This is a genomic window from Nocardiopsis sp. RV163 (assembly GCF_001029525.1).
Classification (GTDB): Bacteria; Actinomycetota; Actinomycetes; order Streptosporangiales; family Streptosporangiaceae; genus Nocardiopsis; species Nocardiopsis dassonvillei.
Genome location: NZ_LEKI01000045.1, coordinates 1 through 24,997 on the forward strand (window position 1 = coordinate 1; position 24,997 = coordinate 24,997).

General features: G+C 72.1%; 22 protein-coding genes. 17 read left to right on the plus strand and 5 right to left on the minus strand.

The features are described from left to right. Positions 1-57: 57 nt before the first annotated feature. Together ABD54_RS10750 and ABD54_RS10755 are read right to left on the minus strand one after the other, a co-directional pair. On the minus strand, positions 58-429 hold the full coding sequence (locus ABD54_RS10750) for a DUF6507 family protein (protein WP_047869309.1): 372 nt from the start codon (positions 427-429) through the stop codon (positions 58-60). A 43-nt stretch (positions 430-472) separates the two neighbouring features. Next, positions 473-748, minus strand: coding sequence for a hypothetical protein (locus ABD54_RS10755; RefSeq protein ID WP_047869310.1), 276 nt, complete (start codon positions 746-748; stop codon positions 473-475). Positions 749-948: 200 nt separating this feature from the next. On the opposite strand from ABD54_RS10755, the gene ABD54_RS10760 reads away from it, so the two are divergent. The 17 genes from ABD54_RS10760 (at position 949) to ABD54_RS10840 (ending at position 21,007) form a co-directional block, all read left to right on the plus strand. Then, a complete protein-coding gene (locus tag ABD54_RS10760; RefSeq protein WP_047869311.1) occupies positions 949-1,659 on the plus strand; it encodes a demethylmenaquinone methyltransferase in 711 nt (236 codons plus the stop codon). Positions 1,660-2,163: 504 nt separating this feature from the next. After that, positions 2,164-3,513 carry a geranylgeranyl reductase family protein gene (locus tag ABD54_RS10765; RefSeq protein WP_235432029.1) on the plus strand — a complete coding sequence of 450 codons (1,350 nt, stop codon included), beginning with the start codon at positions 2,164-2,166 and terminating at the stop codon, positions 3,511-3,513. Between the two features lie 2 nt (positions 3,514-3,515). After that, complete coding sequence (locus ABD54_RS10770; RefSeq protein WP_026114451.1) at positions 3,516-3,875, plus strand: NADH-quinone oxidoreductase subunit A; 360 nt, start codon at positions 3,516-3,518, stop codon at positions 3,873-3,875. Positions 3,876-4,038: 163 nt separating this feature from the next. Next, positions 4,039-4,584, plus strand: a complete 546-nt coding sequence (locus ABD54_RS10775) for an NADH-quinone oxidoreductase subunit B family protein (RefSeq protein WP_013156042.1) — start codon at positions 4,039-4,041, stop codon at positions 4,582-4,584. Position 4,585: 1 nt separating this feature from the next. Further along, positions 4,586-5,326: an NADH-quinone oxidoreductase subunit C gene (locus ABD54_RS10780; protein WP_047869312.1), complete on the plus strand. Its 741-nt coding sequence runs from the start codon at positions 4,586-4,588 to the stop codon at positions 5,324-5,326. Between the two features lie 43 nt (positions 5,327-5,369). Next, entirely contained in the window at positions 5,370-6,665 is a 1,296-nt protein-coding gene (locus tag ABD54_RS10785) for an NADH-quinone oxidoreductase subunit D (protein ID WP_047869313.1), read from the plus strand. Further along, positions 6,662-7,408: an NADH-quinone oxidoreductase subunit NuoE gene (gene nuoE / locus ABD54_RS10790; protein ID WP_047869314.1), complete on the plus strand. Its 747-nt coding sequence runs from the start codon at positions 6,662-6,664 to the stop codon at positions 7,406-7,408. The genes ABD54_RS10785 and nuoE overlap by 4 nt, the downstream gene beginning before the upstream one ends. Next, complete coding sequence (nuoF, locus tag ABD54_RS10795) at positions 7,405-8,724, plus strand: NADH-quinone oxidoreductase subunit NuoF (RefSeq protein ID WP_047869315.1); 1,320 nt, start codon at positions 7,405-7,407, stop codon at positions 8,722-8,724. Before nuoE ends, nuoF begins: the two co-directional genes overlap by 4 nt. After that, complete coding sequence (locus ABD54_RS10800; RefSeq protein WP_047869316.1) at positions 8,721-11,213, plus strand: NADH-quinone oxidoreductase subunit G; 2,493 nt, start codon at positions 8,721-8,723, stop codon at positions 11,211-11,213. The genes nuoF and ABD54_RS10800 overlap by 4 nt, the downstream gene beginning before the upstream one ends. Further along, complete coding sequence (nuoH, locus tag ABD54_RS10805; protein WP_047869317.1) at positions 11,210-12,583, plus strand: NADH-quinone oxidoreductase subunit NuoH; 1,374 nt, start codon at positions 11,210-11,212, stop codon at positions 12,581-12,583. Before ABD54_RS10800 ends, nuoH begins: the two co-directional genes overlap by 4 nt. Next, positions 12,576-13,133: an NADH-quinone oxidoreductase subunit NuoI gene (gene nuoI, locus ABD54_RS10810; RefSeq protein ID WP_013156049.1), complete on the plus strand. Its 558-nt coding sequence runs from the start codon at positions 12,576-12,578 to the stop codon at positions 13,131-13,133. The genes nuoH and nuoI overlap by 8 nt, the downstream gene beginning before the upstream one ends. A 20-nt stretch (positions 13,134-13,153) precedes the next feature. Continuing rightward, positions 13,154-14,164 (plus strand): NADH-quinone oxidoreductase subunit J, encoded by a 1,011-nt coding sequence (locus ABD54_RS10815; protein WP_235432030.1) that lies wholly within the window; start codon positions 13,154-13,156, stop codon positions 14,162-14,164. Then, positions 14,152-14,451: an NADH-quinone oxidoreductase subunit NuoK gene (gene nuoK / locus ABD54_RS10820; RefSeq protein WP_013156051.1), complete on the plus strand. Its 300-nt coding sequence runs from the start codon at positions 14,152-14,154 to the stop codon at positions 14,449-14,451. The genes ABD54_RS10815 and nuoK overlap by 13 nt, the downstream gene beginning before the upstream one ends. A 14-nt stretch (positions 14,452-14,465) precedes the next feature. Beyond that, positions 14,466-16,409 (plus strand): NADH-quinone oxidoreductase subunit L, encoded by a 1,944-nt coding sequence (gene nuoL, locus ABD54_RS10825; RefSeq protein WP_047869319.1) that lies wholly within the window; start codon positions 14,466-14,468, stop codon positions 16,407-16,409. A 1-nt stretch (position 16,410) separates the two neighbouring features. Next, positions 16,411-18,078 carry an NADH-quinone oxidoreductase subunit M gene (locus tag ABD54_RS10830; protein ID WP_047869320.1) on the plus strand — a complete coding sequence of 556 codons (1,668 nt, stop codon included), beginning with the start codon at positions 16,411-16,413 and terminating at the stop codon, positions 18,076-18,078. After that, on the plus strand, positions 18,075-19,736 hold the full coding sequence (gene nuoN / locus ABD54_RS10835; protein ID WP_082166772.1) for an NADH-quinone oxidoreductase subunit NuoN: 1,662 nt from the start codon (positions 18,075-18,077) through the stop codon (positions 19,734-19,736). Before ABD54_RS10830 ends, nuoN begins: the two co-directional genes overlap by 4 nt. Before the next feature lie 266 nt (positions 19,737-20,002). Next, positions 20,003-21,007, plus strand: coding sequence for a polyprenyl synthetase family protein (locus ABD54_RS10840; protein WP_047869321.1), 1,005 nt, complete (start codon positions 20,003-20,005; stop codon positions 21,005-21,007). Between the two features lie 159 nt (positions 21,008-21,166). Here the strand turns inward: ABD54_RS10840 and ABD54_RS10845 are convergent, their stop codons facing one another. From ABD54_RS10845 to ABD54_RS10855, 3 genes are all read right to left on the minus strand, one after another. Next, positions 21,167-22,087: a phosphotransferase gene (locus tag ABD54_RS10845; protein ID WP_047869322.1), complete on the minus strand. Its 921-nt coding sequence runs from the start codon at positions 22,085-22,087 to the stop codon at positions 21,167-21,169. Between the two features lie 293 nt (positions 22,088-22,380). Continuing rightward, positions 22,381-23,694, minus strand: coding sequence for a hypothetical protein (locus ABD54_RS10850; RefSeq protein WP_047869323.1), 1,314 nt, complete (start codon positions 23,692-23,694; stop codon positions 22,381-22,383). A 210-nt stretch (positions 23,695-23,904) separates the two neighbouring features. Then, positions 23,905-24,894, minus strand: a complete 990-nt coding sequence (locus tag ABD54_RS10855) for a hypothetical protein (protein WP_047869324.1) — start codon at positions 24,892-24,894, stop codon at positions 23,905-23,907. Between the last annotated feature and the right edge of the window lie 103 nt (positions 24,895-24,997).

Consider the following 24,997-nt stretch of genomic DNA (forward strand, 5'->3'; position numbering starts at 1 on the left):
GGATCGTGGTCGGGGGAGTGGCCGGACGCGGCACCGCCGAGGCCGGAGCGGAGCCCGCTACACGGGCGCGTGGGGCCCGTACTGCCGGGGCGGCTCGGGCTCGGGGACCACGCCCGCGTTCTCCTGCGCCTCGGCGGCCATGTCCAGGTTGCCGTTGAAGTAGTGCGTGGTGGCCTCGCTGGCCCCGGTCACGGCGCTCACGGCCAGTCCGGCCATGTCGCCCATGAGACCGAAGTTGTGCTCGGCGAACTCGCCGAGCGCGACGCTGACGGGCGTGCTCCCCGCCTCCTCGTTGATCGCCGTGATCAGGCTCTCGGCGGAGGTCATGGCGCCGACGAGGCCGTCGTCGCCGCCCTCCTCGCCGATGTATCCGGCGACGCTGGTCAGCACGGCGCCCACCTCGGCGGGCTGGATGTTCCACCCGGTCATGCGGACACTCTCCTCTCAGGGGCTCTCGGAGCTCTCGGGGGCTTCAGGAGGCGCCGGGGCGCGAGAAGGCGCCCGCGCGGAAGTTGGCGGGCGGTGCCGCGTCCGCGGGCGCGGACCCCTCCCGGCGCTGGACGGCCTGGATCTGCTCGTTGAGCATGCCCAGGGAGGCGTGCAGGGCGGCGAGGTCGCCCCGGAGCCGGGAGCGCATCCGCGCGGACGCCGTGACGAGTCCGGGGTGGGCGCCGCGTGCGGCGTCCTCACCGGTGTCCTCGTCGAGGACGGCCTGCTCCTCGCTCGGCTCCACCAGGTCGAACTTCACGTACTCCCCCTCTCGGCCGGGCCGTGTCCGTTCCTTGTGACGTCCGAATGCCCTCGGTGGTTCGGGAAACCTCGCGCACACCTTATTCTCGCGCGCGGACAGTCGTTCCGGCCAGGGGTTGTCCGCTTCACGGCGGCGATTCCGCTTCGTACGGGCCCGCGGGGTCGGGGCGCTCGGGCCGCCCCCTTAGTCTTGTGCCCATGACCCGCGCCAAACTCGACAAGAAGCCCCAAGACGTCGCGGCGATGTTCGACGGCATCGCCGACAGGTACGACCTCGTCAACGACGTCATCTCGCTGGGCCAGGACCGCATCTGGCGCAAGGCCGCGGTCAACGCGGTCGACGCCTACAGCGGCGAACTCGTCCTGGACCTGGCGGCGGGCACGGGCACCTCCTCGGAGTCCTTCATCAGGAAGGGCGCCCGCGTTGTGGCCTGCGACTTCTCCCTCGGTATGCTCCGCGCGGGAGTGCGGCGGCGCGGAGGGGCCTCCCGGGGCGGCGTGACCTTCGTGGCGGGCGACGCCCTGCACCTGCCCTTCGCCGACGAGACCTTCGACGCGGTCACGATCTCCTTCGGCCTGCGCAACGTCAACGACGTGGACCGGGCGCTGCGCGAGCTGCGGCGCGTCACCAAGGTCGGCGGACGGATGGTCATCTGCGAGTTCAGCCACATCCCGGTGGAGTTCGTGGACCGGCTCTACTCCACCTACCTCATGGGCGCCCTGCCCAAGATCGCGGGCGCGGTGTCCGGCAGCGGCGACTCCTACGACTACCTGTCCGAGTCGATCATGGCCTGGCCCAAGCAGCCCGAGCTGGCCCGCCGCCTCCAGGACGCGGGCTGGTCGCGGGTGGCCTGGCGCAACCTGTCGACGGGGATCGTCGCCCTGCACCGGGGCTTCCGCGACGAGTAGGACCACCGGAGCGGGGGCCCGGCCACCGAAACCGCGGCGGGCCGACACCGCGGACCGCGGGCGGCCCCACCGCGAGCCCGCCCCGCGGACACCGCGCGGCCGAAGCACACCGGGCGTAAAAATCTCGTAATCCCGAGGAGCACCCCGCTCCTCGGGATTTTCGTGTTGCCCGTGCGGTCCCTGAGGCGGTGGTCACCATTCTGAACTGGGGCTCTCGCGGAGCGTGACGGCGTTCGAGGCGTGTGAAGCCTTCTGGGGCCTATATCCCCTTTGATAGCAGGCCGTCTGAATACCCCCCTGGGACTCGCCTCTGGCTGCGGGAGGGTCTAGACTGCCGAAAAGGGCTTGTGAAGTGCTTCACAAGTCTAGGAGGTATAGGACACATGCCTCTATGTCGGACATAACGGACTCTCCACAGCACCCATACAACTCCCCCCGTGAGCGGGTCCATCCCGCAGGCAGGCCCGCCACGGTGCATCCGCGCGAGCAGTCGAGGACCCACCCGTGAGCGAGACAGCCACCTCCTCTCCCCGAGGCCGGGAGCGGACCGAGTACGACGCCGACGTGATCGTGGTCGGCGCAGGTCCCTCCGGCTCCACCACCGCCTACTACCTTGCCCAGGCAGGACTGGACGTCCTGCTCCTGGAGAAGACCTCCTTCCCGAGGGAGAAGGTCTGCGGAGACGGACTCACCCCCCGCGCGGTCAAGCAGCTCACCGCCATGGGGGTCACCTTCGACGACCCGGGGTGGATGAAGAACCACGGCCTGCGCATCATCGGCGCGGGCGTCCGCCTGGAGCTGCCCTGGCCCGACCTGGCCGCCTACCCGGGTTTCGGCCTCGTGCGCACCCGTTACGACTTCGACCAGATCGTGGTCGACCGCGCGGTGGCCGCCGGGGCCAAGCTCCTGGAGCGCACCACCGTCACCGGCCCCCTCATGGACGAGCGCAGCAACCGCATCGTCGGCGTCCGGGCCAAGAACGCCGACCGCGAGCCCGTCACCTTCCGGGCGCCGCTGGTCGTGGCCGCCGACGGCAACTCCTCCCGGCTGTCCGTGGCCATGGGCATCCGCAAGCGCGACGACCGCCCCATGGGCGTGGCCGTGCGCACCTACTTCGAGAGCCCCCGCCACGAGGACGACTACCTGGAGTCGTGGCTGGAGCTGTGGGACCGCAGCGGCGACAAGGACGTCCTCCTGCCCGGCTACGGCTGGGTCTTCGGCGTCGGCGACGGCACCAGCAACGTCGGTCTGGGCATCCTCAACTCCACCTCGTCCTTCCAGGACATGGACTACCGCAAGCTCCTGCGCCGCTGGACCGAGTCCATGCCCGAGGAGTGGGGCTTCACCGAGGACAACCAGAAGGGCGCCATCCGCGGCGCCGCGCTGCCCATGGGCTTCAACCGGGTGCCGCACTACTCCCGCGGCCTCATGCTCGTCGGCGACGCGGGCGGCATGGTCAACCCCTTCAACGGCGAGGGCATCGCCTACGCCATGGAGGCCGGGAACATCGCCGCCGACGTGATCGTGCAGGCGCACGGAAGACCCACCCAGCAGACCCGGGAGCGGGCCCTGCTGCGCTACCCGGACGTGCTCGCCGACACCTACGGCGGCTACTACACGCTCGGCCGCTACTTCGTGAAGGTCATCGGCCAGCCCGAGTTCATGAAGTACGCGACCAGGTACGGCCTGCGCCAGCGCACCCTCATGAAGTTCGTGCTGAAGATGCTGGGCGGTCGAGCCCGGCTCCACAACAGGACACACGGGACGACCGGAGATGAGCCCGCACAAGTGAAAGCAATCACAAGCGCTCCCGGCACGCCGCGCGGGCGTGCCCAGCAGCCAGGAGGAGGGTGAGCGTGGAGCTGTACACACCGATCTTCGTGCTCGGCGGGATCGGCGCCGCGTTCGTCGTGGTGTCGATGGTCGCCGGTGCGGTCCTGGGGCCCAAGCGCTACAACCGCGCCAAGATGCAGGCCTACGAGTGCGGCATCGAGCCCACGCCGCAGCCCGCGGGCGGCGGCCGATTCACCGTCAAGTACTACATGACGGCCATGATGTTCATCGTCTTCGACATCGAGATCATCTTCCTCATCCCCTGGGCCGTGCACTTCGACGCCCTGGGCTGGTTCGGACTGGTCGCGATCGTCCTCTTCCTGGTGAACGTCTCCATCGCCTACGCCTACGAGTGGCGCCGAGGAGGCCTCGAATGGGACTGAACAGCCCTCTCCTCGGGCCTCCGCTCCGCTGCTCGACGGTCCCCGTTCCCCGCACAGGCGCTCCGAGACCTCCGGAACCCCGCCGGCGCCCGAACGCGAACCACAGCGGCAAAGCGCTGACCGCAGACCACACCCAGCAGCCCAGCCCGGAGGAGGACGTCTGATGGGACTAGAGGAGAAACTGCCCAGCGGCATCATGCTCACGACCGTCGAGCAGGTCGTGGGCCTGGCCCGCAAGAGCTCCATGTGGCCCGCCACGTTCGGCCTGGCCTGCTGCGCCATCGAGATGATGTCCGTCGGCGGCCCGCACTACGACCTGGCGCGGTTCGGCATGGAGAAGTTCGGCGCCACCCCGCGCCAGGCCGACCTGATGATCGTCGCCGGGCGGGTGAGCCAGAAGATGGCCCCCGTCCTGCGCCAGATCTACGACCAGATGCCCGAGCCCAAGTGGGTCATCGCGATGGGCGTGTGCGCCTCCAGCGGCGGCATGTTCAACAACTACGCGATCGTCCAGGGCGTGGACCACGTCGTCCCCGTGGACATGTACCTGCCCGGCTGCCCGCCGCGGCCGGAGATGCTCCTGGACGCCGTGCTCAAGCTGCACGACAAGGTGCAGAACACCAAGCTCGGCGCCCACCGGGAGCAGGAGATCACCGAGAACGAGGAGCGGATGCTCCGCCGTTCGCTGCCGCTGGTGAGCAAGGACTGACATGAGCACCGAGAACGAACGCGAACGCGACGAGGAAGCGGCCAACCTCCCCGACAAGCTGGGCCGCGAGCGGTTGGCCGCTCCGGTCCGGCGCACCGGGATGTTCGGCGCCACGACCACCGGCGACACCTCCGGCTTCGGCCGCCTGCAGGTGAGGGGGAGTGCTCCCGCGCGCAGCCAGCGCCCCTTCACCGACCCCGAGGACCCGCGCACCGCCGACTTCGACCGGGTGGCCGACGACCTGGAGGCCGCCCTGGGAGAGGACGCCGGAGCGGTCGAGCGGGTCGAGGCGGCCCGCGGCGAACTGACCTTCCACACCCGCCGCGAGGCGCTGCCGAGGCTGGTCCGCCTGCTGCGCGACGAACCCGCCCTGCGCTACGAGCTGTGCACGGGCGTGACGGGCGTGCACTTCCCCGACGACACCGGCCGGGAGCTGCAAGCGGTCTACCACTTCCGGTCGATCACCCACAACAGCGAGATCCGCGTCGCCACCACCTGCCCCGACGCCGACCCGCACGTGCCCTCGATCGTGTCGGTCTACCCGACCAACGACTGGCACGAGCGCGAGGCCTGGGACTTCTTCGGGATCGTCTTCGACGGCCACCCGGCGCTGACCCGCATCCAGATGCCCGACGACTGGCACGGCCACCCCCAGCGCAAGGACTACCCGCTGGGCGGCATCCCGGTCGAGTACCGGGGAGCCACCGTGCCCCCGCCGGACGAGCGGAGGTCCTACAAGTGAGCCCCGCCAACCCCACGCACTCCGTCACAGAGGGAGGCCCGGCATGACCATCACCGAGGACTACATCGACGCCTCCGGCGGGGACTGGGACGACGTCATCGAGAAGGCGCAGGCCACCAGCGCCGAACGCCTCGTCGTCAACATGGGACCCCAGCACCCCTCCACGCACGGCGTCCTCCGGCTCATCCTCACCCTCGACGGCGAGACCTGCACCGAGGCGCGCGTCGGCATCGGCTACCTGCACACCGGTATCGAGAAGAACATGGAGTACCGGACGTGGACGCAGGGCACCACGTTCGTGACCCGCATGGACTACCTGACGCCGCTGTTCAACGAGGCGGCGTACTGCCTGGCGGTCGAGAAGCTGCTCGGCATCCAGGACCGCGTCCCCGACCGGGCCAGCGTCATCCGCGTGATGATGATGGAGCTCAACCGGATGGCCTCGCACTTCGTGGCGATGGCGACCTTCGGCATGGAGCTGGGCGCGACCACGGTCATGACCAACGGCTTCCGTGAGCGCGAGATGATCCTGGACATCTTCGAGCTGGTCACCGGCCTGAGGATGAACCACGCCTACATCCGCCCCGGCGGCGTCGCCCAGGACCTGCCGCCCGGCGCGACCGGCAAGGTCCGCGAGCTGCTCAAGGAGATGCCCAAGCGCATCGCCGTCATGCGCAAGCTCCTGGACGAGAACCCCGTCTACCTCGCCCGCACCCGGGACGTGGCCCACCTCAACCTGCCCGGCTGCATGGCGCTCGGCGTCACCGGCCCGCTGCTGCGGGCCTCCGGCCTGGCCTGGGACCTGCGCAAGGCCAAGCCCTACTGCGGCTACGAGGACTACGAGTTCGACGTCCCCGTCTCCGACGGCGGCGACGTCTACGCCCGCTACCGGGTGCGCATGGCCGAGATGGAGGAGAGCCTGAAGATCATCGAGCAGTGCCTGGACAAGCTCCAGCCCGGCCCGGTGATGATCCAGGACGCCAAGATCGGCTGGCCCGCCAAGCTGGCGCTGGGGCCCGACGGCCTGGGCAACTCGCCCGACCACATCGCGCACATCATGAGCGGTTCCATGGAGGCGCTCATCCACCACTTCAAGCTGGTCACCGAGGGCTTCCGGGTCCCGGCGGGCCAGGCGTACGCGGCCGTCGAGAGCGCCAAGGGCGAACTCGGCTGCTACGCGGTCAGCGACGGGAGCACCCGCCCCCACCGCGTGCACTTCCGCGACCCCTCGTTCACCCACCTGCAGGCCGTCGCGGCCATGTGCGAGGGGGGAACGGTGGCGGACGTCATCGCGGCCGTGGCCAGTATCGACCCCGTGATGGGAGGCGTGGACCGGTGAGCGAGCACGAGACCACCGAGACCGCGGCGACGGCCGAGCCCCGCGAGGCCTTCGCCGCCGAGACCACCGCGCGGCTGGAGCCCGAGGCCAAGGAGATCATCGGCCGCTACCCGCGGCCGCGCTCGGCGCTGCTGCCGCTGCTGCACCTGGTGCAGGCCGAGGAGGGGCACGTCAGCAAGGCCGGGATGCGCTTCTGCGCCGACCAGCTCGGCATCACCCTCGCCGAGGTCAACGCGGTCGCCACGTTCTACACCATGTACCGACGCCGCCCCGGCGGCGACTACCAGGTGGGCGTGTGCACCAACACCCTGTGCGCGGTGATGGGCGGCGACGAGATCTTCCAGACCCTCAAGGACCACCTGGGGGTCGGCAACAACGAGACCACCGAGGACGGCAAGGTCACGCTGGAGCACGTCGAGTGCAACGCGGCCTGCGACTTCGCGCCGGTCGTGATGGTCAACTGGGAGTTCTTCGACAACCAGACCCCCGACACGGCCAAGCGGCTCGTGGACGACCTGCGCCTTGGCCGGGACGTCGCGCCCACGCGCGGCCCCGCCGGCCTGTGCACCTGGAAGCAGGCCTCCCGGGTGCTGGCCGGGTTCGAGGACGGCCGCGCGGGCGAGGGCGTCCAGGCCGCCGCCCCCTCCCTGGCCGGACTGAGACTGGCCCGGGAACGCGGCTGGACCGCTCCGGACCCCGACGACCTTCCGCCCCGCGAGCAGGGTGAGGAGGACGCCAAGTGACCACCCTGACCCCGATCCTGTCGCGCGACTGGGACCGCCCCGACTCCTTCACCCTGGAGGGCTACCGGGCCACCGGCGGCTACGGCGCGCTGCGCAAGGCGCTGGCCATGGAGCCCGACGCCATCGTGGACCTGGTCAAGAAGTCCGGCCTGCGCGGCCGCGGCGGCGCCGGGTTCCCCACCGGGATGAAGTGGGGCTTCCTGCCCGCGGACAACCCCAACCCGCGCTACCTCGTCGTCAACGCCGACGAGTCCGAGCCGGGCACCTGCAAGGACATCCCGCTCATGCTCGCCAACCCGCACGTGCTGGTGGAGGGGGTGGCGATCGCCGCGTACGCGATCAAGTCCAGCCAGGCCTTCATCTACGTGCGCGGCGAGGTCCTGCACGTCATCCGGCGCCTGCGCCGGGCCGTCGCCGAGGCCTACGAGGCCGGACTGCTCGGCAGGGACGTCCTGGGCACCGGCTTCGACCTCGACGTCGTCGTCCACGCCGGGGCGGGCGCCTACATCTGCGGCGAGGAGACCGCGCTGCTGGACTCCCTGGAGGGCTACCGGGGCCAGCCCCGGCTCAAGCCGCCCTTCCCCGCGGTCGCCGGGCTCTACGCCTCGCCGACCGTGGTCAACAACGTCGAGTCCATCGCCAGCGTGCCGAGCATCGTGGCCAACGGCGCCGACTGGTTCACGTCCATGGGCACCGAGAAGTCCGCCGGGTTCGGCTTCTTCTCCCTGTCCGGGCACGTGGCCAACCCCGGCCAGTACGAGGCCCCGCTGGGCGTGACCCTGCGCGAGCTGCTCGACATGTCCGGCGGGATGCGGCCCGGGCACCGGCTCAAGTTCTGGACGCCCGGCGGCTCCTCCACGCCGATCTTCACCGACGAGCACCTGGACACCCCGCTCGACTTCGAGTCGGTGGGCGCAGCCGGGTCCATGCTCGGCACCCGCGCCCTCCAGATCTTCGACGAGACGACCTGCGTGGTGAAGGCCGTCGGCCGCTGGATCGCCTTCTACGCGCACGAGTCCTGCGGCAAGTGCACGCCCTGCCGCGAGGGCAACTTCTGGATGGTCCAGGTCCTGGACCGGCTGGAGAACGGGCAGGGCACCGAGGCCGACCTCGACAAGCTCCTGGACATCTGCGACAACCTGCTCGGCCGCTCCTTCTGCGCCCTCGGCGACGGCGCGACCAGCCCGGTGACCTCCTCGATCAAGTACTTCCGCCAGGAGTACATCGACCACGTGGAACAGGGCGGCTGCCCCTTCGACCACTCCCGGGCCACCCTCTGGGGCGACCGGCCGACCACGACGGGAGGACAGCAGTGACCGTCACCTCCAACTCCTCCGGCGGAGCCGCGCCCGCACCGCCGCCCGAGGACCTCGTCACCGTCACCATCGACGGGTTCCAGGTCCAGGTGCCCAAGGGGACCCTGCTCATCCGGGCCGCCGAACTCCTCGGCATCCAGATCCCGAGGTTCTGCGACCACCCGCTGCTGGACCCGGTAGGGGCCTGCCGCCAGTGCCTGGTCGAGATCCCCGACATGGGCAACGGGCGCGGCATGCCCAAGCCGCAGGCCTCCTGCACCATCACCGTCATGGAGGGGATGGTGGTCAACACCCACCTGACCTCCCCGGTGGCGGAGAAGGCCCAGCGCGGGATCATGGAGTTCCTGCTCATCAACCACCCGCTGGACTGCCCGGTCTGCGACAAGGGCGGCGAGTGCCCCCTCCAGAACCAGGCCATGTCCACCGGGCAGGGCGAGACCCGCTTCGTCGACGTCAAGCGGACCTTCCCCAAGCCGATCGCGCTGTCCACCGAGGTGCTGCTGGACCGGGAGCGCTGCGTGCAGTGCGCCCGCTGCACCCGCTTCGCCGCGCAGATCGCGGGCGACCCGCTCATCGAGCTGATGGAGCGCGGCGCCGACGAGCAGGTCGGCATCGCCGAGGGCGAGCCCTTCCAGTCCTACTTCTCCGGCAACACCGTGCAGATCTGCCCGGTCGGCGCGCTCACCGGCTCCGCCTACCGGTTCCGGTCGCGCCCCTTCGACCTGGTGTCCACGCCCAGCGTGTGCGAGCACTGCGCCGACGGGTGCGCCCAGCGCACCGACCACCGGCGCGGCAAGGTCATGCGCCGCCTGGCCGGGGACGACCCCCGGGTCAACGAGGAGTGGAACTGCGACAAGGGCCGGTGGGCGTTCAGCTACACCACCCAGTCCGACCGCCTGTCGCGCCCGCTGGTGCGCGACGGGGAGTCCCGGGCCCTGGAATTCGCCTCCTGGTCCGAGGCCATCGGCGTCGCCGCCCGGGGACTGGCCGCCGCGCGCGGCCGGGTCGGCGTGCTCACCGGGGGCCGCCTCACCTACGAGGACGCCTACGCCTACGCCAAGTTCGCCCGCGTGGCCCTGCGCACCAACGACGTGGACGCCCGCGCCCGCGCGCACTCGCCCGAGGAGGCCGACTTCCTGGCCGCCCACGTGGCGGGGACCCCGGTCGGGGTGGACTTCACCGCCCTGGAGAAGGCGCCCGCGGTCCTGCTGGCCGGATTCGAGCCCGAGGACGAGTCCCCCCTGGTCTTCCTGCGGCTGCGCAAGGGCGTGCGCAAGCGCGGCCTCAAGGTCTACTCGGTCGGCTCCCACGCCAGCCTGGGCCTGACCAAGACCCACGGAACCCTGGTCCGGGCCGTCCCCGGCGACGAGGCCCGCGTCCTCAACGCCCTGGACACCGACGACCCCGAGGTCGTCGCCGCCCTGAACCGGGAGGGCGCGGTCATCATGGCGGGCGAGCGCCTGGCCGCCGTGCCGGGCGCACTGACCGCCGCCGCGGCCCTGGCCGAGCGGACCGGCGCCCGCCTGGTGTGGGTGCCGCGCCGCGCCGGGGAGCGCGGGGCCGTGGACGCCGGGGCGCTGCCGGGCCTGCTGCCCGGAGGCCGACCGGTCGCCGACCCCTCCGCCCGAGCCGAGGTCGCCCAGGTCTGGAACGTGGGCTCCCTGCCCGAGACCCCCGGCCGCGACACCGCCGCCATCCTCGCGGCGGCCGCCGCCGGTGAGCTGGACGCCCTGGTCGTCGCCGGGGTGGAGCTGGACGACCTGCCCGACCCCGACGCCGCCCGCGCGGCCCTGGCCCGGGTGCCGTTCGTCGTCAGCCTCGAACTGCGCGCCAGCGACGTCACCGACCGCGCCGACGTGGTGCTGCCGGTGGCCGCCGTCGCGGAGAAGTCCGGCACCTTCGTCAACTGGGAGGGCCGCCACCGGCCCTTCGGGGACGCGCTCAGGGTGCCCGGAGCGCTGTCGGACCTGCGGGTGCTCTCCGCGATCGCCGACCAGATGGACGTGCACCTGGGCCTGCCCGACGCCGCGTCCGCCTACGGCGAGCTGATGGAGCTGGGCCTGTGGACCGGCGAGCGCGCGGACGGGCCCCGCGTGCGCCCCGTCGGGGTCGTGCGGCCCGAACCCGGCCAGGCCCTGCTGTCCACCTGGCGGCAGCTCCTCGGCACCGGCCGCATGGAGGACGGCGAGCCCTACCTCGCCGGGACCGCCCGGCAGGCGCGCGCCTACCTGTCCCCGGCCACGGCCAAGGAGATCGGCGTCCCCGACGGCGGAACCCTGCACGTCACCGGCGCCCGCGGGTCGGTGACCGTACCGGTCATCGTCACCGACATCGCCGACCGCGTCGTCTGGCTCCCGGCCAACGCCGACGGTTGCGACGTGCCCCGCGACCTGGGCGGAGGCGCCGGGCAGGCCGTCCTGCTGTCCGCGTCCACCACCACCGGAGCCGGTAGCAACGGGTCCGCCAGCACCCACGGGAGGCAGCAGTGACCCCCGCCGCTCTCGGCCAGGGCGTGACCGCCCACCTGGCCTCCGAGGAGACGCTGAGCGCCTTCGGCGGCGATCCGTGGTGGATCACCACCATCAAGGCGCTGGCGATCTTCGTCTTCCTCATGCTCTGCGTGCTGATGATGATCATGGCCGACCGCAAGGTCATGGGCCGGATGCAGCAGCGCCACGGACCCAACCGGATGGGCCCCTTCGGCCTGCTCCAGTCGCTCTTCGACGGCATCAAGCTCTCCCTGAAGGAGGACCTGATCCCGCGCGGGGTGGACCGTTTCGTCTACATCGCCGCGCCGATGATCGCGGCCGTGCCCGCCTTCATCGCCTTCTCGGTCATCCCGATCGGGCCCGAGGTGAACCTGTTCGGGGTCATCACCCCGCTCCAGCTCACCGACCTGCCCGTCGCGGCACTGGTGGTCCTGGCCACCGCCGCGCTGGGGGTCTACGGGTTCGTGCTCGGCGGCTGGGCCTCCCAGTCGCCCTACGCCCTGCTCGGCGGCCTGCGCGCCTCCGCGCAGGTGATCAGCTACGAGATCGCGATGGGCCTGTCCTTCGTCGCGGTCTTCATCATGTCGGGGACCCTGACCACCTCGGGGATCGTCGAATCCCAGCGCGGACTGTGGTTCGCCGTGCTGCTCCTGCCGTCCTTCCTCATCTACCTGGTGACGATGGTCGGCGAGACCAACCGGCTGCCCTTCGACCTCGCCGAGGGCGAGGGCGAGATCGTCGGCGGCTTCATGACCGAGTACGGGTCCATGAAGTTCACGATGTTCTTCCTCGCGGAGTACGTGAACATGTGCACGGTCGCCGCCGTGTCCGTCACGCTCTTCCTCGGCGGCTGGCTCGCCCCGCCCGGGATCGCGGCGATCCTGCCGGGCGCCAACGAGGGCTGGTGGCCCGCCCTCTGGTGGCTGCTCAAGTTCGTCTGCGTGATGTTCCTGTTCATCTGGGCGCGCGGCAGCCTGCCCCGGGTGCGCTACGACCAGCTCATGAAGCTGGGCTGGAAGGTGCTCATCCCGATCCAGCTCGTCTGGATCACCGCCGTCGCCGTCGTGCGGATGCTCGTCCTGGACGGCGCCTCCCCGCTGGTCGTCGGCGCGGTGATCGCCGGCTTCACCGCCGCGACCGCGGCCGCCTTCGCCGCCTGGCTGCGCCACGTGCGCCGCGAGCGCGCCGAGGAGGCCCGCCAGCGCGCGGAGAACGCCCGCCGGGCGCACCGGGAGCCCGCCTTCGGCGGCTTCCCGGTTCCGCCGGGCGCCGCACCGCACTACGGCAGCAGCGTGCTCGCCGAACCGCCGCGGACGGCCCCGGCCGCCGCCGACCGCAACAAGAAGGGTGAGGAGGTTACCGGTGCTTGAGTGGCTCAACCCCGTCAAGGGTTTCGGTGTCACCTTCCACACGATGTTCAAGAAGGTGCCGACCGTCGAGTACCCGGAGGTCAAGCGCCCCACGGCGCCGCGCTTCCACGGACGGCACCAGTTGAACAGGTGGGCCGACGGCCTGGAGAAGTGCATCGGGTGCGAACTGTGCGCCTGGGCCTGTCCGGCCGACGCCATCTACGTGGAGGCCGGTGACAACACCGACGACGACAGGTACTCGCCCGGCGAGCGCTACGGCCGGGTCTACCAGATCAACTACCTGCGGTGCATCCTGTGCGGGCTGTGCGTGGAGGCCTGCCCCACGCGCGCCCTGACGATGACCAACGAGTACGAGCTGGCCGACGACAGCAGGCAGAGCCTTATCTGGACCAAGGAGCAGCTTCTGGCCCCGCTGCGCGAGGGCATGGAGCAGCCGCCCCACCCCATGCGCCTGGGCGAGACCGAGCAGGACTACTACGCCACCGGGCGGGGCCAGCACGGCTCGCAGGACGGGCACGAGGCGCCCGAGACTCCGGAGGCGGTCCGTTGAACCCGCTCACCAATCCTCCTGTGCCGCTCGGCCAGCCGCTGCACCTGGCCGCGCCGATCGGCGGCGGCGAGGCGACCGCGTTCTGGATCCTGGGCGCCGTGGTCCTCCTGGGCGCACTGGGCGTGGTCTTCTCCCGCAAGGCCGTGCACTCGGCGATGTCCATGGCGCTGACCATGGTCGGCCTGGCGATCTTCTACGGCATCAACGCGGCGCCCTTCCTCATGGTCGTGCAGATCGTCGTCTACACCGGCGCCGTCCTCATGCTGTTCCTGTTCGTGCTGATGCTCATCGGCGTCAGCTCGGCAGACTCCCTGGTGGAGACGATCAGCGGACAGCGCCTCATGACGGCCGTCGTCGCCCTGTGCTTCGTCGGAGCCCTGGCCACGGGCACCACCCGCATCGCCGTGGGCGACCCGGCAGGCCTCACCGAGGGCGCCGCGGCGGCCGGGGGCACCATCCCGTGGATCGCGGGCGAGCTGCTCCTGCGCTACGTGATCGCCTTCGAGGCCACCGGCGCGCTGCTCATCACCGCGGTCCTGGGCGCGATGGTCCTGGCGCACACCGCCCGCACCAAGAAGCGCCGCACCCAGCGGGAGATCGCCGAGGACCGCATCCGCGGCGACCACCCGACCCCGCTGCCGGGACCGGGCACCTACGCCCGGCACAACGCGATCGACATGCCCGCGCTGCTGCCGGACGGCACGGTCTCCCAGCTCTCGCTCAACCCGGTCCTGGCCGCCCGCGCCCCCGAGTACCAGTCCCAGGTGCCCGAGACCGTGCGCGCCGGCCAGGCCCCGCTGCCCGGCGGGGCCTCGGACTCGGCCGGCTCCAAGACGGCCGAGCCTGTAGCCGACGACCGGGCCCGGCCCGCCGCGCAGGCGCCCGGGAACCGGGTGGCGAACGGAACGCGGGCCGCGGCCGGGGACGACGCCGACGAGGGCGGCGCCCGGGCCGCGGGCCCCGACGACGCGGACGGGCCGCGCGACGGCAACGGCAACGGGCAGGAGGTCGAGTCCTCGTGGACCCGATGAACTACATCGTCCTCGCGGCGCTGCTGTTCACCATCGGCGCCGTCGGCGTCCTGGTCCGGCGCAACGCGATCATCGTCTTCATGTGCGTGGAGCTGATGCTCAACGCCTGCAACCTGGCGTTCGTCGCGTTCGCCCGGATGCACGGGGACATCGAGGGGCAGGTCATCGCCTTCTTCGTGATGGTCGTCGCCGCCGCCGAGGTGGTCGTGGGCCTCGCGATCATCATGCAGATCTTCCGAACCCGCAGGTCGGCGTCGCTTGACGACGCCAACCTGCTCAAGCACTAGAAGGCGACGTGGCTGTGACATCTCACGCGTACCTCGCCGCCGAACCCGTGGTGGCGACCGCGGCCGACAGCGCGGTGCTGTCGGGCGCATGGCTGCTCATCGCCCTGCCCCTCGCGGGCGCGGCGGTCCTGCTGCTCGGCGGCAGGCGCACCGACAAGTGGGGGCACTGGCTGGCCACGGCCCTGCCGGTCGCCTCCTTCGCCTGGGCGCTGCTCGTCCTGTTCGACCTGCTCGGCAGGGCGGCCGACGCCCGCAGCGTCTCCGTCCCCGTCTACGAGTGGTTCTCCGTCGGAGAGTTCTCCGCCGGGGTGGACCTGCTCGTCGACCCCCTCTCGATCAGCTTCGTCCTGCTGATCACCTTCGTGGGGTCGCTCATCCACATCTACTCCATCGGCTACATGGCCGAGGACCCGGGCAGGCGGCGCTTCTTCGCCTACCTCAACCTGTTCGTGGCCGCCATGCTCGTGCTGGTGCTCGCGGACAACTTCGTGCTGCTCTTCCTCGGCTGGGAGGGCGTGGGCCTGGCGTCCTACCTGCTCATCGGGTTCTGGCAGTACAAGCCCTCCGCCGCGGTGGCCGCCAAGAAGGCGTTCATCATCAACCGCGTCGGCGACATGGGCCTGCTCATCGCGATCATGATCATGTTCACGGTGCTGGGCGCGGTCAGCTTCAGCGACGTGTTCGCCGCCGTCCCCGGCGCGAGCGACGGCGTGCTGCTCGCCGTCGGGCTGCTGCTGCTCCTGGGCGCCTGCGGCAAGTCCGCGCAGCTACCGCTCCAGGCGTGGCTGCTCGACGCCATGGAGGGCCCGACCCCGGTGTCCGCGCTCATCCACGCGGCCACCATGGTCACCGCGGGCGTGTACCTCATCGTGCGCGCCGGACCCGTCTTCGAGGGCGCCCCGGCCGCCCAGACCGCGGTCACCGTCGTGGGCGCCGCCACCATGCTGGCGGGCGGGATCATCGCCTCGGCCAAGGACGACATCAAGAAGTCCCTGGCCGGGTCCACGATGAGCCAGATCGGCATGATGGTCCTGGCCGCCGGGCTCGGCCCGGTCGGCTACGTGGCCGCCATCGCCCACCTGATCACGCACGGCTTCTTCAAGGCCGGGCTGTTCCTGGGCGCCGGATCGGTCATGCACGCCATGAACGACGGCGTGGACATGCGCCGCTACGGCGGCCTGGCCCGGGTCATGCCGGTCACCTTCGCCACCTTCGGCCTCGGCTACCTGGCCATCATCGGCTTCCCGCTGCTGTCGGGCTGGTGGACCAAGGAGAGCATCATCTCCGCGGCCTTCGGCGTGGGCGGCACACAGGGCGCGGTTCTCGGGACCGCCGTCATCGTCGGCGCGGGGCTCACCGCCTTCTACATGTCGCGGATGGTCTTCATGACCTTCCTCGGCGAGAAGCGGTGGGACGAGGGCGTGCACCCGCACGAGTCGCCGGTCAGCATGACCGCCCCCATGGTGGTGCTCGCCGTCGGGTCGGTCGCGCTGGGCGCCTTCCTCACGCTCGGCGACAGGTTCGCGGGCTTCCTGACCCCGGCCACCGGGGCCCACCCGCACCACTTCGACGTCGTGCACGCGTTCACGGCGCCCTACGGACTGGCCGCCCTGGGCGTCATGGTCCTGGGCGTGGCCGCCGCCTGGGCGGTCTACCTGCGCAGGCCCGTGGAGCGCACCGCGCCCCGGGGCAACCCCGTCACCGTCGCCGCCAGCCGCGAGCTGTACGGCAACGAGATCAACGAGGGCCTGCTCATGCGGCCCGGCCAGCAGCTCACCCGGGCCCTGCTCGTCATCGAGGACAAGGTCATCGACGGAGCGGTCAACGGGCTCGGGGCCGGGGTGCGCGACTCCTCCAGCGGGTTGGGCCGGGTCCAGACCGGGTTCGCCCGCACGTACGCGCTCACCATGCTCTTCGGCGCCGTCATCGTCGCCGCGACGCTGGCTGTGAGGTTCTGACATGATCCCCTGGCTCACCATCGCGATCGCGCTCCCCGCGGTCGGCGCGGTCCTGGTCTGGGCGCTGCCGCGCACCGCCAAGGCCGCCACGGAGCGGACGGCCGCGGCCTCGGCCGCCTCGTCCGCCACCGCCTCCTCCGGAGGCGCCACCGCCGCGGCGACGGCCGTGCGGCCCGCCGCCGCGGCCAAGGGCGGGGCACCGGCCGAGACCGCCAAGCGGATCACGCTGGGCTTCTCGCTCGCCACCCTGCTCGTGCTCGGGGCCATGGCCCTGCAGTTCGACACCTCCCGGGCGGGAGACCTCCAGTTCGAGGAGGTCTACCCCTGGATCCCGCGCTTCGGCGTCAGCTACGCCGTGGGCGTGGACGGCATCGCCCTGGCGCTGGTCCTGATGTCGGCCGTGCTGGTGCCGCTGGTGGCCCTGGCCGCCTGGCGCGAGCACGACGACCGCGAGGACGGGGGGCGCGGGTACTTCGCGCTCATCCTGGTCCTGGAAGCGATGATGATCGGCGTCTTCGCCGCCACCGACGTCTTCCTGTTCTACGTGTTCTTCGAGGCCATGCTCATCCCGGTCTACTTCATGATCGGGCGCTACGGGCGCGGCGACGACCGGTCCGGGGCCGCGGTCAAGTTCCTGCTCTACAGCCTCGCCGGCGGCCTGGTCATGCTGGTCGCGGTGATCGGCGTGTACGTCGTCGGCGGCACCTTCCTGTGGAGCGACCTGGTCGGCGAGGGCAGCGCCCTGGCCGCCGTGGACCCGGCCACGGCCCGCTGGCTGTTCCTCGGCTTCTTCATCGCCTTCGCGATCAAGGCGCCGATGTGGCCCGTGCACACCTGGCTGCCCTCGGCGGCGGGCGCCTCGCGCCCGGGCACCGCCGTGCTGCTGGTGGGCGTGCTGGACAAGGTCGGCACCTACGGGATGCTGCGCTACTGCCTGGAACTCTTCCCGGCGGCCGTGTCCTGGTTCGTGTGGCCGGTGGTGGCTCTGAGCCTGGTGAGCATCATCTACGGTGCGATCCTGGCCATCGGACAGAACGACATGATGCGCCTGGTGGCCTACACGTCGGTCTCCCACTTCGGCTTCATCACCCTGGGCATCTTCGCCCTGACCGCGCAGGGGCAGGCCGGGGCCGCCCTGTACATGGTCAACCACGGGTTCGCCACCGGGGCGCTGTTCCTGGTCGTGGGCTTCCTGATCGCCCGCCGCGGCTCCGCGCTCATCAGCGACTACGGCGGCGTGCAGCGGATCGCGCCCAAGCTGGCCGGGGTGTTCCTGGTGACCGGCCTGGCCGGTCTGGCGCTGCCCGGTCTGGCGCCGTTCGTCAGCGAGTTCCTGGTGTTCGTCGGCGTGTACGCGTTCAGCCCGGCACCCGCGATCGTCGCGGCGGTCGGCGTGGTCCTGGCCGCGCTCTACATCCTGTGGATGTACCAGCGCACCATGAACGGACCCACCCGGGAGGACCTGACCGGCCTGCGCGACCTGTCGGCGCGGGAGACGTGGGCGGTGGCCCCGCTGCTCGCGCTCATCCTCCTGCTCGGCCTGTACCCGCAGCCGGTGCTGGACGTGATCAACCCCGCGGTGGAGCGCACCGTGGAGGTCGGCGCGGGCCCTGACAGCGGGACCGGGGGCGCCGCGGGCGCCCAGGAAGAGGAAGGAGACGCGGAGTGATCCCCCACATGGACCTTCCCGTCATCACCGAGGCGGCGCCGCAGATGGACTGGTGGCTGCTCGCACCGCTGCTCACGGTGTTCGCCGCCGGTGTGCTGGGCGTGCTGTTCGAGGCGTTCGTCCCCCAGGGGCGGCGCCGTCCCGTCCAGATCGGGCTCGCGGCGCTCGCGCTGCTGGCCGCGTTCGTCCTGCTGGTGATCCAGGTGGGCTCGCTGCCCGAGGACGCGCCCGGGGTGACGGTCGGCGCCGGGGCGCTGGCGGTGGACCGGACGGTGATCTTCTTCCAGGGCACCATCACCGTGCTCGCGCTGGTGAGCCTGCTGCTGATCTCCGAGCGCCGCGACGGGCGCGACGCGTTCGCCGCGCAGGCGGCGACTGTGCCCGGCAGCGAGGAGGAGCGGGCGCACATCCTGGCGGGCTCCCAGCACACCGAGGTGTACCCGCTGGTGATGTTCGCGGTGCTGGGGATGCTGATGTTCCCGGCCTCGAACGACTTCCTGACGATGTTCATCGCACTGGAGGTCATGAGCCTGCCGCTGTACCTGCTGTGCGGGCTCGCCCGCCGCCGCCGACTGTTCTCGCAGGAGGCCGCGGTCAAGTACTTCCTGCTGGGCGCGTTCTCGTCGGCGTTCTTCCTGTTCGGCGCCGCCATGGTCTACGGCTACGCGGGCTCGGTGAACTTCGGCGAGATCCGCGTGGCCGTCGAGGCGGGCGGCGCGGACGTCTTCCAGGGCGGAGACGGCGAGCCGCTGCTGCTCATGGGCATCGGCCTGGTGGCGGTCGGCCTGCTGTTCAAGGTCGGCGCGGTGCCCTTCCACAACTGGAAGCCGGACGTGTACCAGGGCGCGCCGACCCCGATCACGGCGCTGATGGCCTCCTGCACGCTGGTCGCCGCGTTCGGCGCCCTGCTGCGGGTGTTCTTCGTGCCCTTCGGGGGCTCGGCCCAGAGCTGGGAGCCGATGCTGTGGGCGGTGGCCGTCCTGACGATGGTCGTGGCCGCGGTCATCGCGGTGACCCAGCGCGACGTCAAGCGGCTGCTGGCCTACTCCTCGGTGGTGCACGCCGGGTTCATCCTGACAGCGGTCGTGGCGGGCAGCACGGACGGGCTCGCGGGCGCCATGTTCTACCTGGCGGCCTACGGGTTCACCACGCTGGGCGCGTTCGCCGTGGTGACGCTGGTGCGGACCAAGGACGGCGGCCAGGAGCTGGGCGACCTGGACCGGTGGGCGGGGCTGGGCCGCCGCTCGCCCGCGCTGGCCGGGGCGCTGGCGCTGTTCCTGCTGGCGTTCGCCGGAATCCCGCTCACGAGCGGCTTCATCGGCAAGTTCGCGGTGTTCGAGGCCGCGGTCGCCGCCGGGGCCGTCCCGCTGGTCGTGGTGGGTGTGCTCAGCAGCGCGGTGACCGCGTTCTTCTACGTGCGGATCATCGTGGTGATGTTCTTCCGGGACCCGGAGGGCGAGGGCCCCACGGTGGTGCGCGCCGGAGCGGCCACGGGCGGGGTCATCGCGATCGGGGTGGCCGCCACGCTGCTGCTCGGCGTCTACCCGGGAGCGGTGCTCGACAACCTGCTGCCCCCGTCCGACGCCGACCAGGCCCCGACCTCGGTGATGGTCGAACAGGCGTCGACGCAGGCCGGAAGCGCCGGAGGCACGGAGTGACCGGCGGCCGTGAACGCACGGTGACCGGCGGGTACGGGCTCCGGGTTCCGGTCGGACGCCAACGCTGACCGCGGGTGACCGGCAGAGTGACCAATTACCTGGTCTGACCTGGGATTCGTCACCTGCCGGTTCCGTACCCGGGTGTGGCTTTGGCTGTTCATTCCGGGTCGGATACCGTGGCAAGTCGGATCATGTTCATGTGCTGAGCACGCGGTGGCCCCTCACCCGGGGTCACCTCCGTGCCGTTCGACAGGTGGAGCTGTACGGTGAGCGGTGCTGTCCCGAGCGGGTTTCTCGCTCTGCCGAGAGTCGACGATGCCCTTGCCCGGGAGGTCCAGGTCAACCTGGAGAAGGTCGAGGACCTGCTGCGGGAGTCGGTCTCGTCTAGCGACCCCCTGCTGACCGAGGCCGCGTCCCACCTGCTGGCCGCCGGGGGCAAGCGCTTCCGCGCGACCCTGGTCCTGCTGGCCGCCCACTTCGGCGACCCGTCCGTGCCCGACCTCATCCCGGCCGCGGCCGTGGTGGAGCTCACCCACGTGGCCACGCTCTACCACGACGACGTCATGGACGAGGCGGAGCTGCGGCGCGGAGAGCCCAGCGCCAACCAGCGCTGGGGGAACAGCGTCGCCATCCTGACCGGCGACTACGTGTTCGCCCGCGCCTCGGAGATGCTCGCCGACCTGGGCACCGAGGCGGTCCGGCTCCAGGCGACCACGTTCGGGCGCCTGGTGCAGGGGCAGATCCTGGAGACCTCCGGTCCGCAGGAGGGTACCGACCCCCTGGACCACTACCTGCGGGTGATCAGCGACAAGACGGCGTCCCTGATCGCGTCGTCGGCGGAGTTCGGCGGCATGTTCGGCAAGGTCGACCCCGAGACGATCGGGACGGTCACGCGGGCGTGCGACGCGCTGGGTATGGCCTTCCAGCTCGCCGACGACCTGCTGGACGTGGCGAGCGAGAGCACGGACTCGGGCAAGACGCCGGGGACCGACCTGCGCGAGGGCGTGCTGACCCTGCCGATGTTCTACGCGCTGCGCTCCCGGGACGCGGCGGACGAGCGGCTCAAGTCGCTGCTGGGTCGCCCGCTGGACGACGGGGAGGCCGAGGAGGCGTTGGCGCTGCTGCGGGTGCACCCGGCGATGGCCGAGGCCGAGGCCACGCTGCGCGGTTGGGCCGACAAGGCGCGCGCCGAGTTGGCGACCCTGCCCGAGAGCCCGGCCAGGGACGCCTTCGAAGCGCTGTGCGACTACGTGGTCGAGCGCTCGGGCTGACCTTCGGCGGGTGCCTGCGGGGACGCCCGCGGCGGCCGAGGAGCCCGTGGGCCGACGACGGCGCCGCCCGGTGGGGCGGCGCCGTTTCGCTGTGCTCGGGGGCAGCCGCCGACCACCCGGCGCATCCGGCTGAACGCGCGGTCCGAGCGCGCCGACGGCCTACTCGCGGAACCGGGTCGGACGCTCGGCCAGGACCCGGTCGAGCGCCGCCCGCCCCGCCGGGCCCCACGCCGGCTTGCCGCCGGGCAGGCCGCGGTCCCCGTTCCGGCCCATCAGCATCAGGAAGAGGCTCTTCAGCGCGGCCAGCCCACGGGCGCGCCGGACCGTAGCCTCGTCGGCCTCCGCGTACGCGGCGAAGAAGCGTGCGGCCGCGCCAGTCGGCAGCAGTACCCAGGCGGCCGCCAGGTCCGCCGCCGGGTCGCCGGCGAACAGGTCGCCGAAGTCGACGACGCCCGCCAGCGTCCCGTCCGCGACCACGACGTTCGCGGGGTGCAGGTCGCCGTGCACCCACACCGGCGGTCCCTCCCACGCGGGGGCCGCGACGGCGTCGTCCCACACGGCCCGGACATCTGCGGCGTCGGAGCCGATCGCGTCGGCGTCGAGGGAGCCGAGGAACCGGTCGAAGCCCTCCGTGCGGTCCCCGGGGGTCAACGCGCCCCGGCCCGTGTCGACCGGTGCGTCGGCGGGCGCCGGCACGTGCAGCGCCCGCAGGAACGCCGCCAGGGTGTCAGCCGCTTGCCCGCCGCGGGTGATCACCCCGCGGTCCAGCGGCAGGCCCGGCACCCACGTCATGACCGTCCACATCTTGGGGAACCGCTCGCAGGGGGCACCTCCGCGTACAGGCACGGGGACGGGCAGCGGAAGGCGCGGGGCGAGCAGCGGCAGCCATCGGCGCTCCTTGAGCTGGTCGTCGGGGTCGGTGTCCATGCGCTGGATCCGCACGGCCAGTTCGTCCCCGAGGCGCCACATCTGGTTGCCCCAGCCGCCGTCCACCTCGCGCAGGGGCAGCTCGGCCAGGTCCGGGTGCTGGTCGCGCAGCAGGTCGCGGACGAGCCCCGCGGTGATCCCGATCTCGGTCATGCGCAGAACCCTACGGGGCCCGACCACGACGACGCCCTCAGGCCTGTGGCGGCTGCTGTGTCGCGACCCCCGCGCGAACCCGGAGACGGGTGACCTCGATTGTGGTGCCGGTGACGTGACGACGGCGCCGCCCGGTGGGGCGGCGCCGTCGCCGTGTCTCTCAGTCCCGCCGTGCGGGGAGACCGCGCGGGTGTCGCGGTGGGATTCCGTTCAGGTGCCCGGCGGACCGCCCCGGGACCGGCGGACGCGGCGGGGGAGAGCCGCCGCGCCCGCCGACTGTGCGGGGTGGCGCCCTAGCTGATGACGGGAAGGGCCTCGGAACCGGGCAGGTCCATGAAGGTCGGGTGCTGCGTCATGCCGGAGGGGGTCTCCTGCGGTGCGGTGCCGCCCTCGACGGACAGCAGGTCGCTGGTGTCCACGTCGTTCAGCAGGTCGGTGCCGCGGCTCAGCGCGGCAACCAGGTCCTCGGCGGTCTCGGTGTTGACGCCCTCGGCGACCCCGGGCACCCCGGCGTCGGCGAGCTGGGGCACGACGGAGTCCACCGCGTCGTCGACCACGGGCACGCCGGTGCCGGACAGGCGGGGCACCTCGGACTCGGCCAGGGGGCCCTCAACGTTCAGGGGCCTGAGTTCGCCGTTCTCGGCGCCGCTCGCGAGGGCGTCGGTCAGGTCTCCCAGACCGGGCGACGCGGGCGCCGACTGGTGGACGGTGGTGAGGGGCTGGTCGAGGTTGCGCTGGCCGATCATGCCGAGCACCCTCTCCTCGCCGAGGCTGACGTAGTTGTCCTCGGTCAGGGGGGTGGCCTCCATGAGGTCCTGCACGCCGCCCGGCGTCTCCAGACCGAAGACGTAGGCGATGTCCCACATGTTCGGAACGGGGGGCACGGCCGCGCTCTGGCGCACGGTGGGGGACCCGCCCAGACCCAGGGCCTCCTCCAGGACGGGCGCCTCGGCGCCGTCCAGCGACAGGCTGTTGCCGCCGGTCACCGAGGAGAGGTCGGAGGTGTCGGGCAGCGGGGCGGCGTCGCGGAGACGGGAGGTGTCCGGCAGTTGGGCGACCTGGCCGACCCGGGGCAGGTCCACCTGCTCGCGCAGCCCGTAGACCGACTCCAGGGTGTGCGGCAGCACCGTGACCGCGGTCTCCTCCACCGCCTCGCCCGCACGGTGGCCGCCGTGCTCCAGGGCGCGCCCGGCGTCGTGGCCGATGGTGTCGTGGGGGTCGCCGTCCAGGCCGGTGGCGTCCTGGACCCCGGAGACGGTGTCGGCCAGCTCCGAGGTCGGGTTGGGCACATCGCCCAGCGGGGTCCGGACGTCCCGGCCCTCGGGCAGCGGCGCGGCCAGGTCGGGAGCCGGCTTCTCGGGGTTGTGCGCGGTCTCCTGGAGCTCGCTCAGGGCGCTCCCGGCGATCGGCCCGACGCCCTCGGGCGCCACGCTGTTCATCGTGGGGGCGACACCCTCCACCAGGGCGCGCTCGATGAGGGGCGCGACCTCGTGGACGGGCGAGGGGAGGGACTCGGCGCCGGAGACCCCGGCGCCGAGGGCGACGAAGCCCGCCGTTCCGGCGGCGAGGAGGACGGCCCTGGCTGATATGCGCTTGACCTGCGTCATGGGTTTCCCTTCGGAGGTTGTGCTCTGGATCAGTGGATACGGGGACCGAACGCGTGGGGCGCGTCCGGCCGGAGCCGGGGCGGACCACCGGCTGGCGTGAATTCCGTGAACGGGGCACGGGACTCAGGTCAGCTCCCAGAGGGCGCGCGAAGGGCCTGGCTGGGACGGGTCCGTGCGCGGGGCGTGCGTCCGCGCGGAAGGGGACGCGTCCTAGTCGGGGGAGACCGTGGGGTCGTCGCTGGGGCCGCCGGGCACCGTGAGCAGGGCCCGGGCGGCGAGCAGGACCGCGTCGGCGGAGGGCGCGGTGACGGGCGCCGCGGTGAGGTAGCCCGCGACGGCGGGAACGGGGACGCCGCCCCCGGCGGGCGCGGTCGAACCGGCGGTGAGCTGGTGGGCGGAGGAACCGGGGGCCGGGGACGCGGAGTCCGGGCGCTCGCCCGCGTCCGCGCCGACGGAGGACCCGGCGGCGCCGACCGGGATGACGGAGCCGTGCCCGTAGACGGTGCCTTGCCCGGCCCCGGGGACGGTGTCCTCGCCCTTCGCCCGCTCGCGCGCCCCGGACGCGGAGCCGTCGCCGTCCCGCTCCGGGGCGGGGTCGTGGGCAAAGGGGGCCGCGGGGGCCGGGAGCACCGCGTCGGCGTGTCCGTCGCGGTCGAGTCCGCCGACCAGGCTGCGTGCTCCCCCGCCCATCCCGGCGACCGGCCACGCTGCCCCGGGCAGGACGGCGGCGGCCTCGGCGGCGGTGCGCTCGGCCCCGTGTTCGAGGCGCTGGTGCACCGTGCCCAGGGTGGAGGCGACAGGCTCTGCCACCTGGCCGACGCGCTCGGGAACGACCTCGCCGAGGCGTCCGGAGCCCTCCAGCCCGAGGGAGGGGGCGTCCAGAGCCGCCCGGCCGGAGGAGACGCGCTCCCGGAGGCCGTGGTGCGGTGCGGTGCGCTCCGAGGAGGCGCGCCCGGGGTTCCCTGAGGTGTCGGAGAGGCCGTCCGACAGCCGACCGCCGGTCAGCGGGCCCCCGTCGAGCAGGGACCGGGAGCCGCCGGTGTCAGCGCCGGGCTCGGCGGCGGCGGGGGCCGCGCCGAGCAGCCACAGGCCGACCAGCAGAGCCCCGACCACCAGCGGCAGCAGGAGCAGGGAGGGCGCCTCGGGGCACACGGCCGAGACGGCGCGCGTGGCGCGTGCCGTTCGGCTGGTGCGAGGCATGGAAGGGCCCTCCGGGACGTGCGGCCTGGTCCGGGCCGGAGGCTGCCCCCGACCCGCGACCTGACGTTAGCACAGAGTCACAGAGGGTAGTTTGTGTTCTCCG

Bases quoted from the DNA above. Each gene is read 5' to 3' on its own strand.
- ABD54_RS10850 (WP_047869323.1), bottom strand. From the start codon at position 23,694: ATGACGCAGGTCAAGCGCATATCAGCCAGGGCCGTCCTCCTCGCCGCC.
- ABD54_RS10785 (WP_047869313.1), top strand. From the start codon at position 5,370: ATGACCATCACCGAGGACTACATCGACGCCTCCGGCGGGGACTGGGAC.
- ABD54_RS10855 (WP_047869324.1), bottom strand. From the start codon at position 24,894: ATGCCTCGCACCAGCCGAACGGCACGCGCCACGCGCGCCGTCTCGGCC.
- ABD54_RS10845 (WP_047869322.1), bottom strand. From the start codon at position 22,087: ATGACCGAGATCGGGATCACCGCGGGGCTCGTCCGCGACCTGCTGCGC.
- ABD54_RS10750 (WP_047869309.1), bottom strand. From the start codon at position 429: ATGACCGGGTGGAACATCCAGCCCGCCGAGGTGGGCGCCGTGCTGACC.
- ABD54_RS10780 (WP_047869312.1), top strand. From the start codon at position 4,586: ATGAGCACCGAGAACGAACGCGAACGCGACGAGGAAGCGGCCAACCTC.
- ABD54_RS10830 (WP_047869320.1), top strand. From the start codon at position 16,411: ATGATCCCCTGGCTCACCATCGCGATCGCGCTCCCCGCGGTCGGCGCG.
- ABD54_RS10760 (WP_047869311.1), top strand. From the start codon at position 949: ATGACCCGCGCCAAACTCGACAAGAAGCCCCAAGACGTCGCGGCGATG.
- ABD54_RS10775 (WP_013156042.1), top strand. From the start codon at position 4,039: ATGGGACTAGAGGAGAAACTGCCCAGCGGCATCATGCTCACGACCGTC.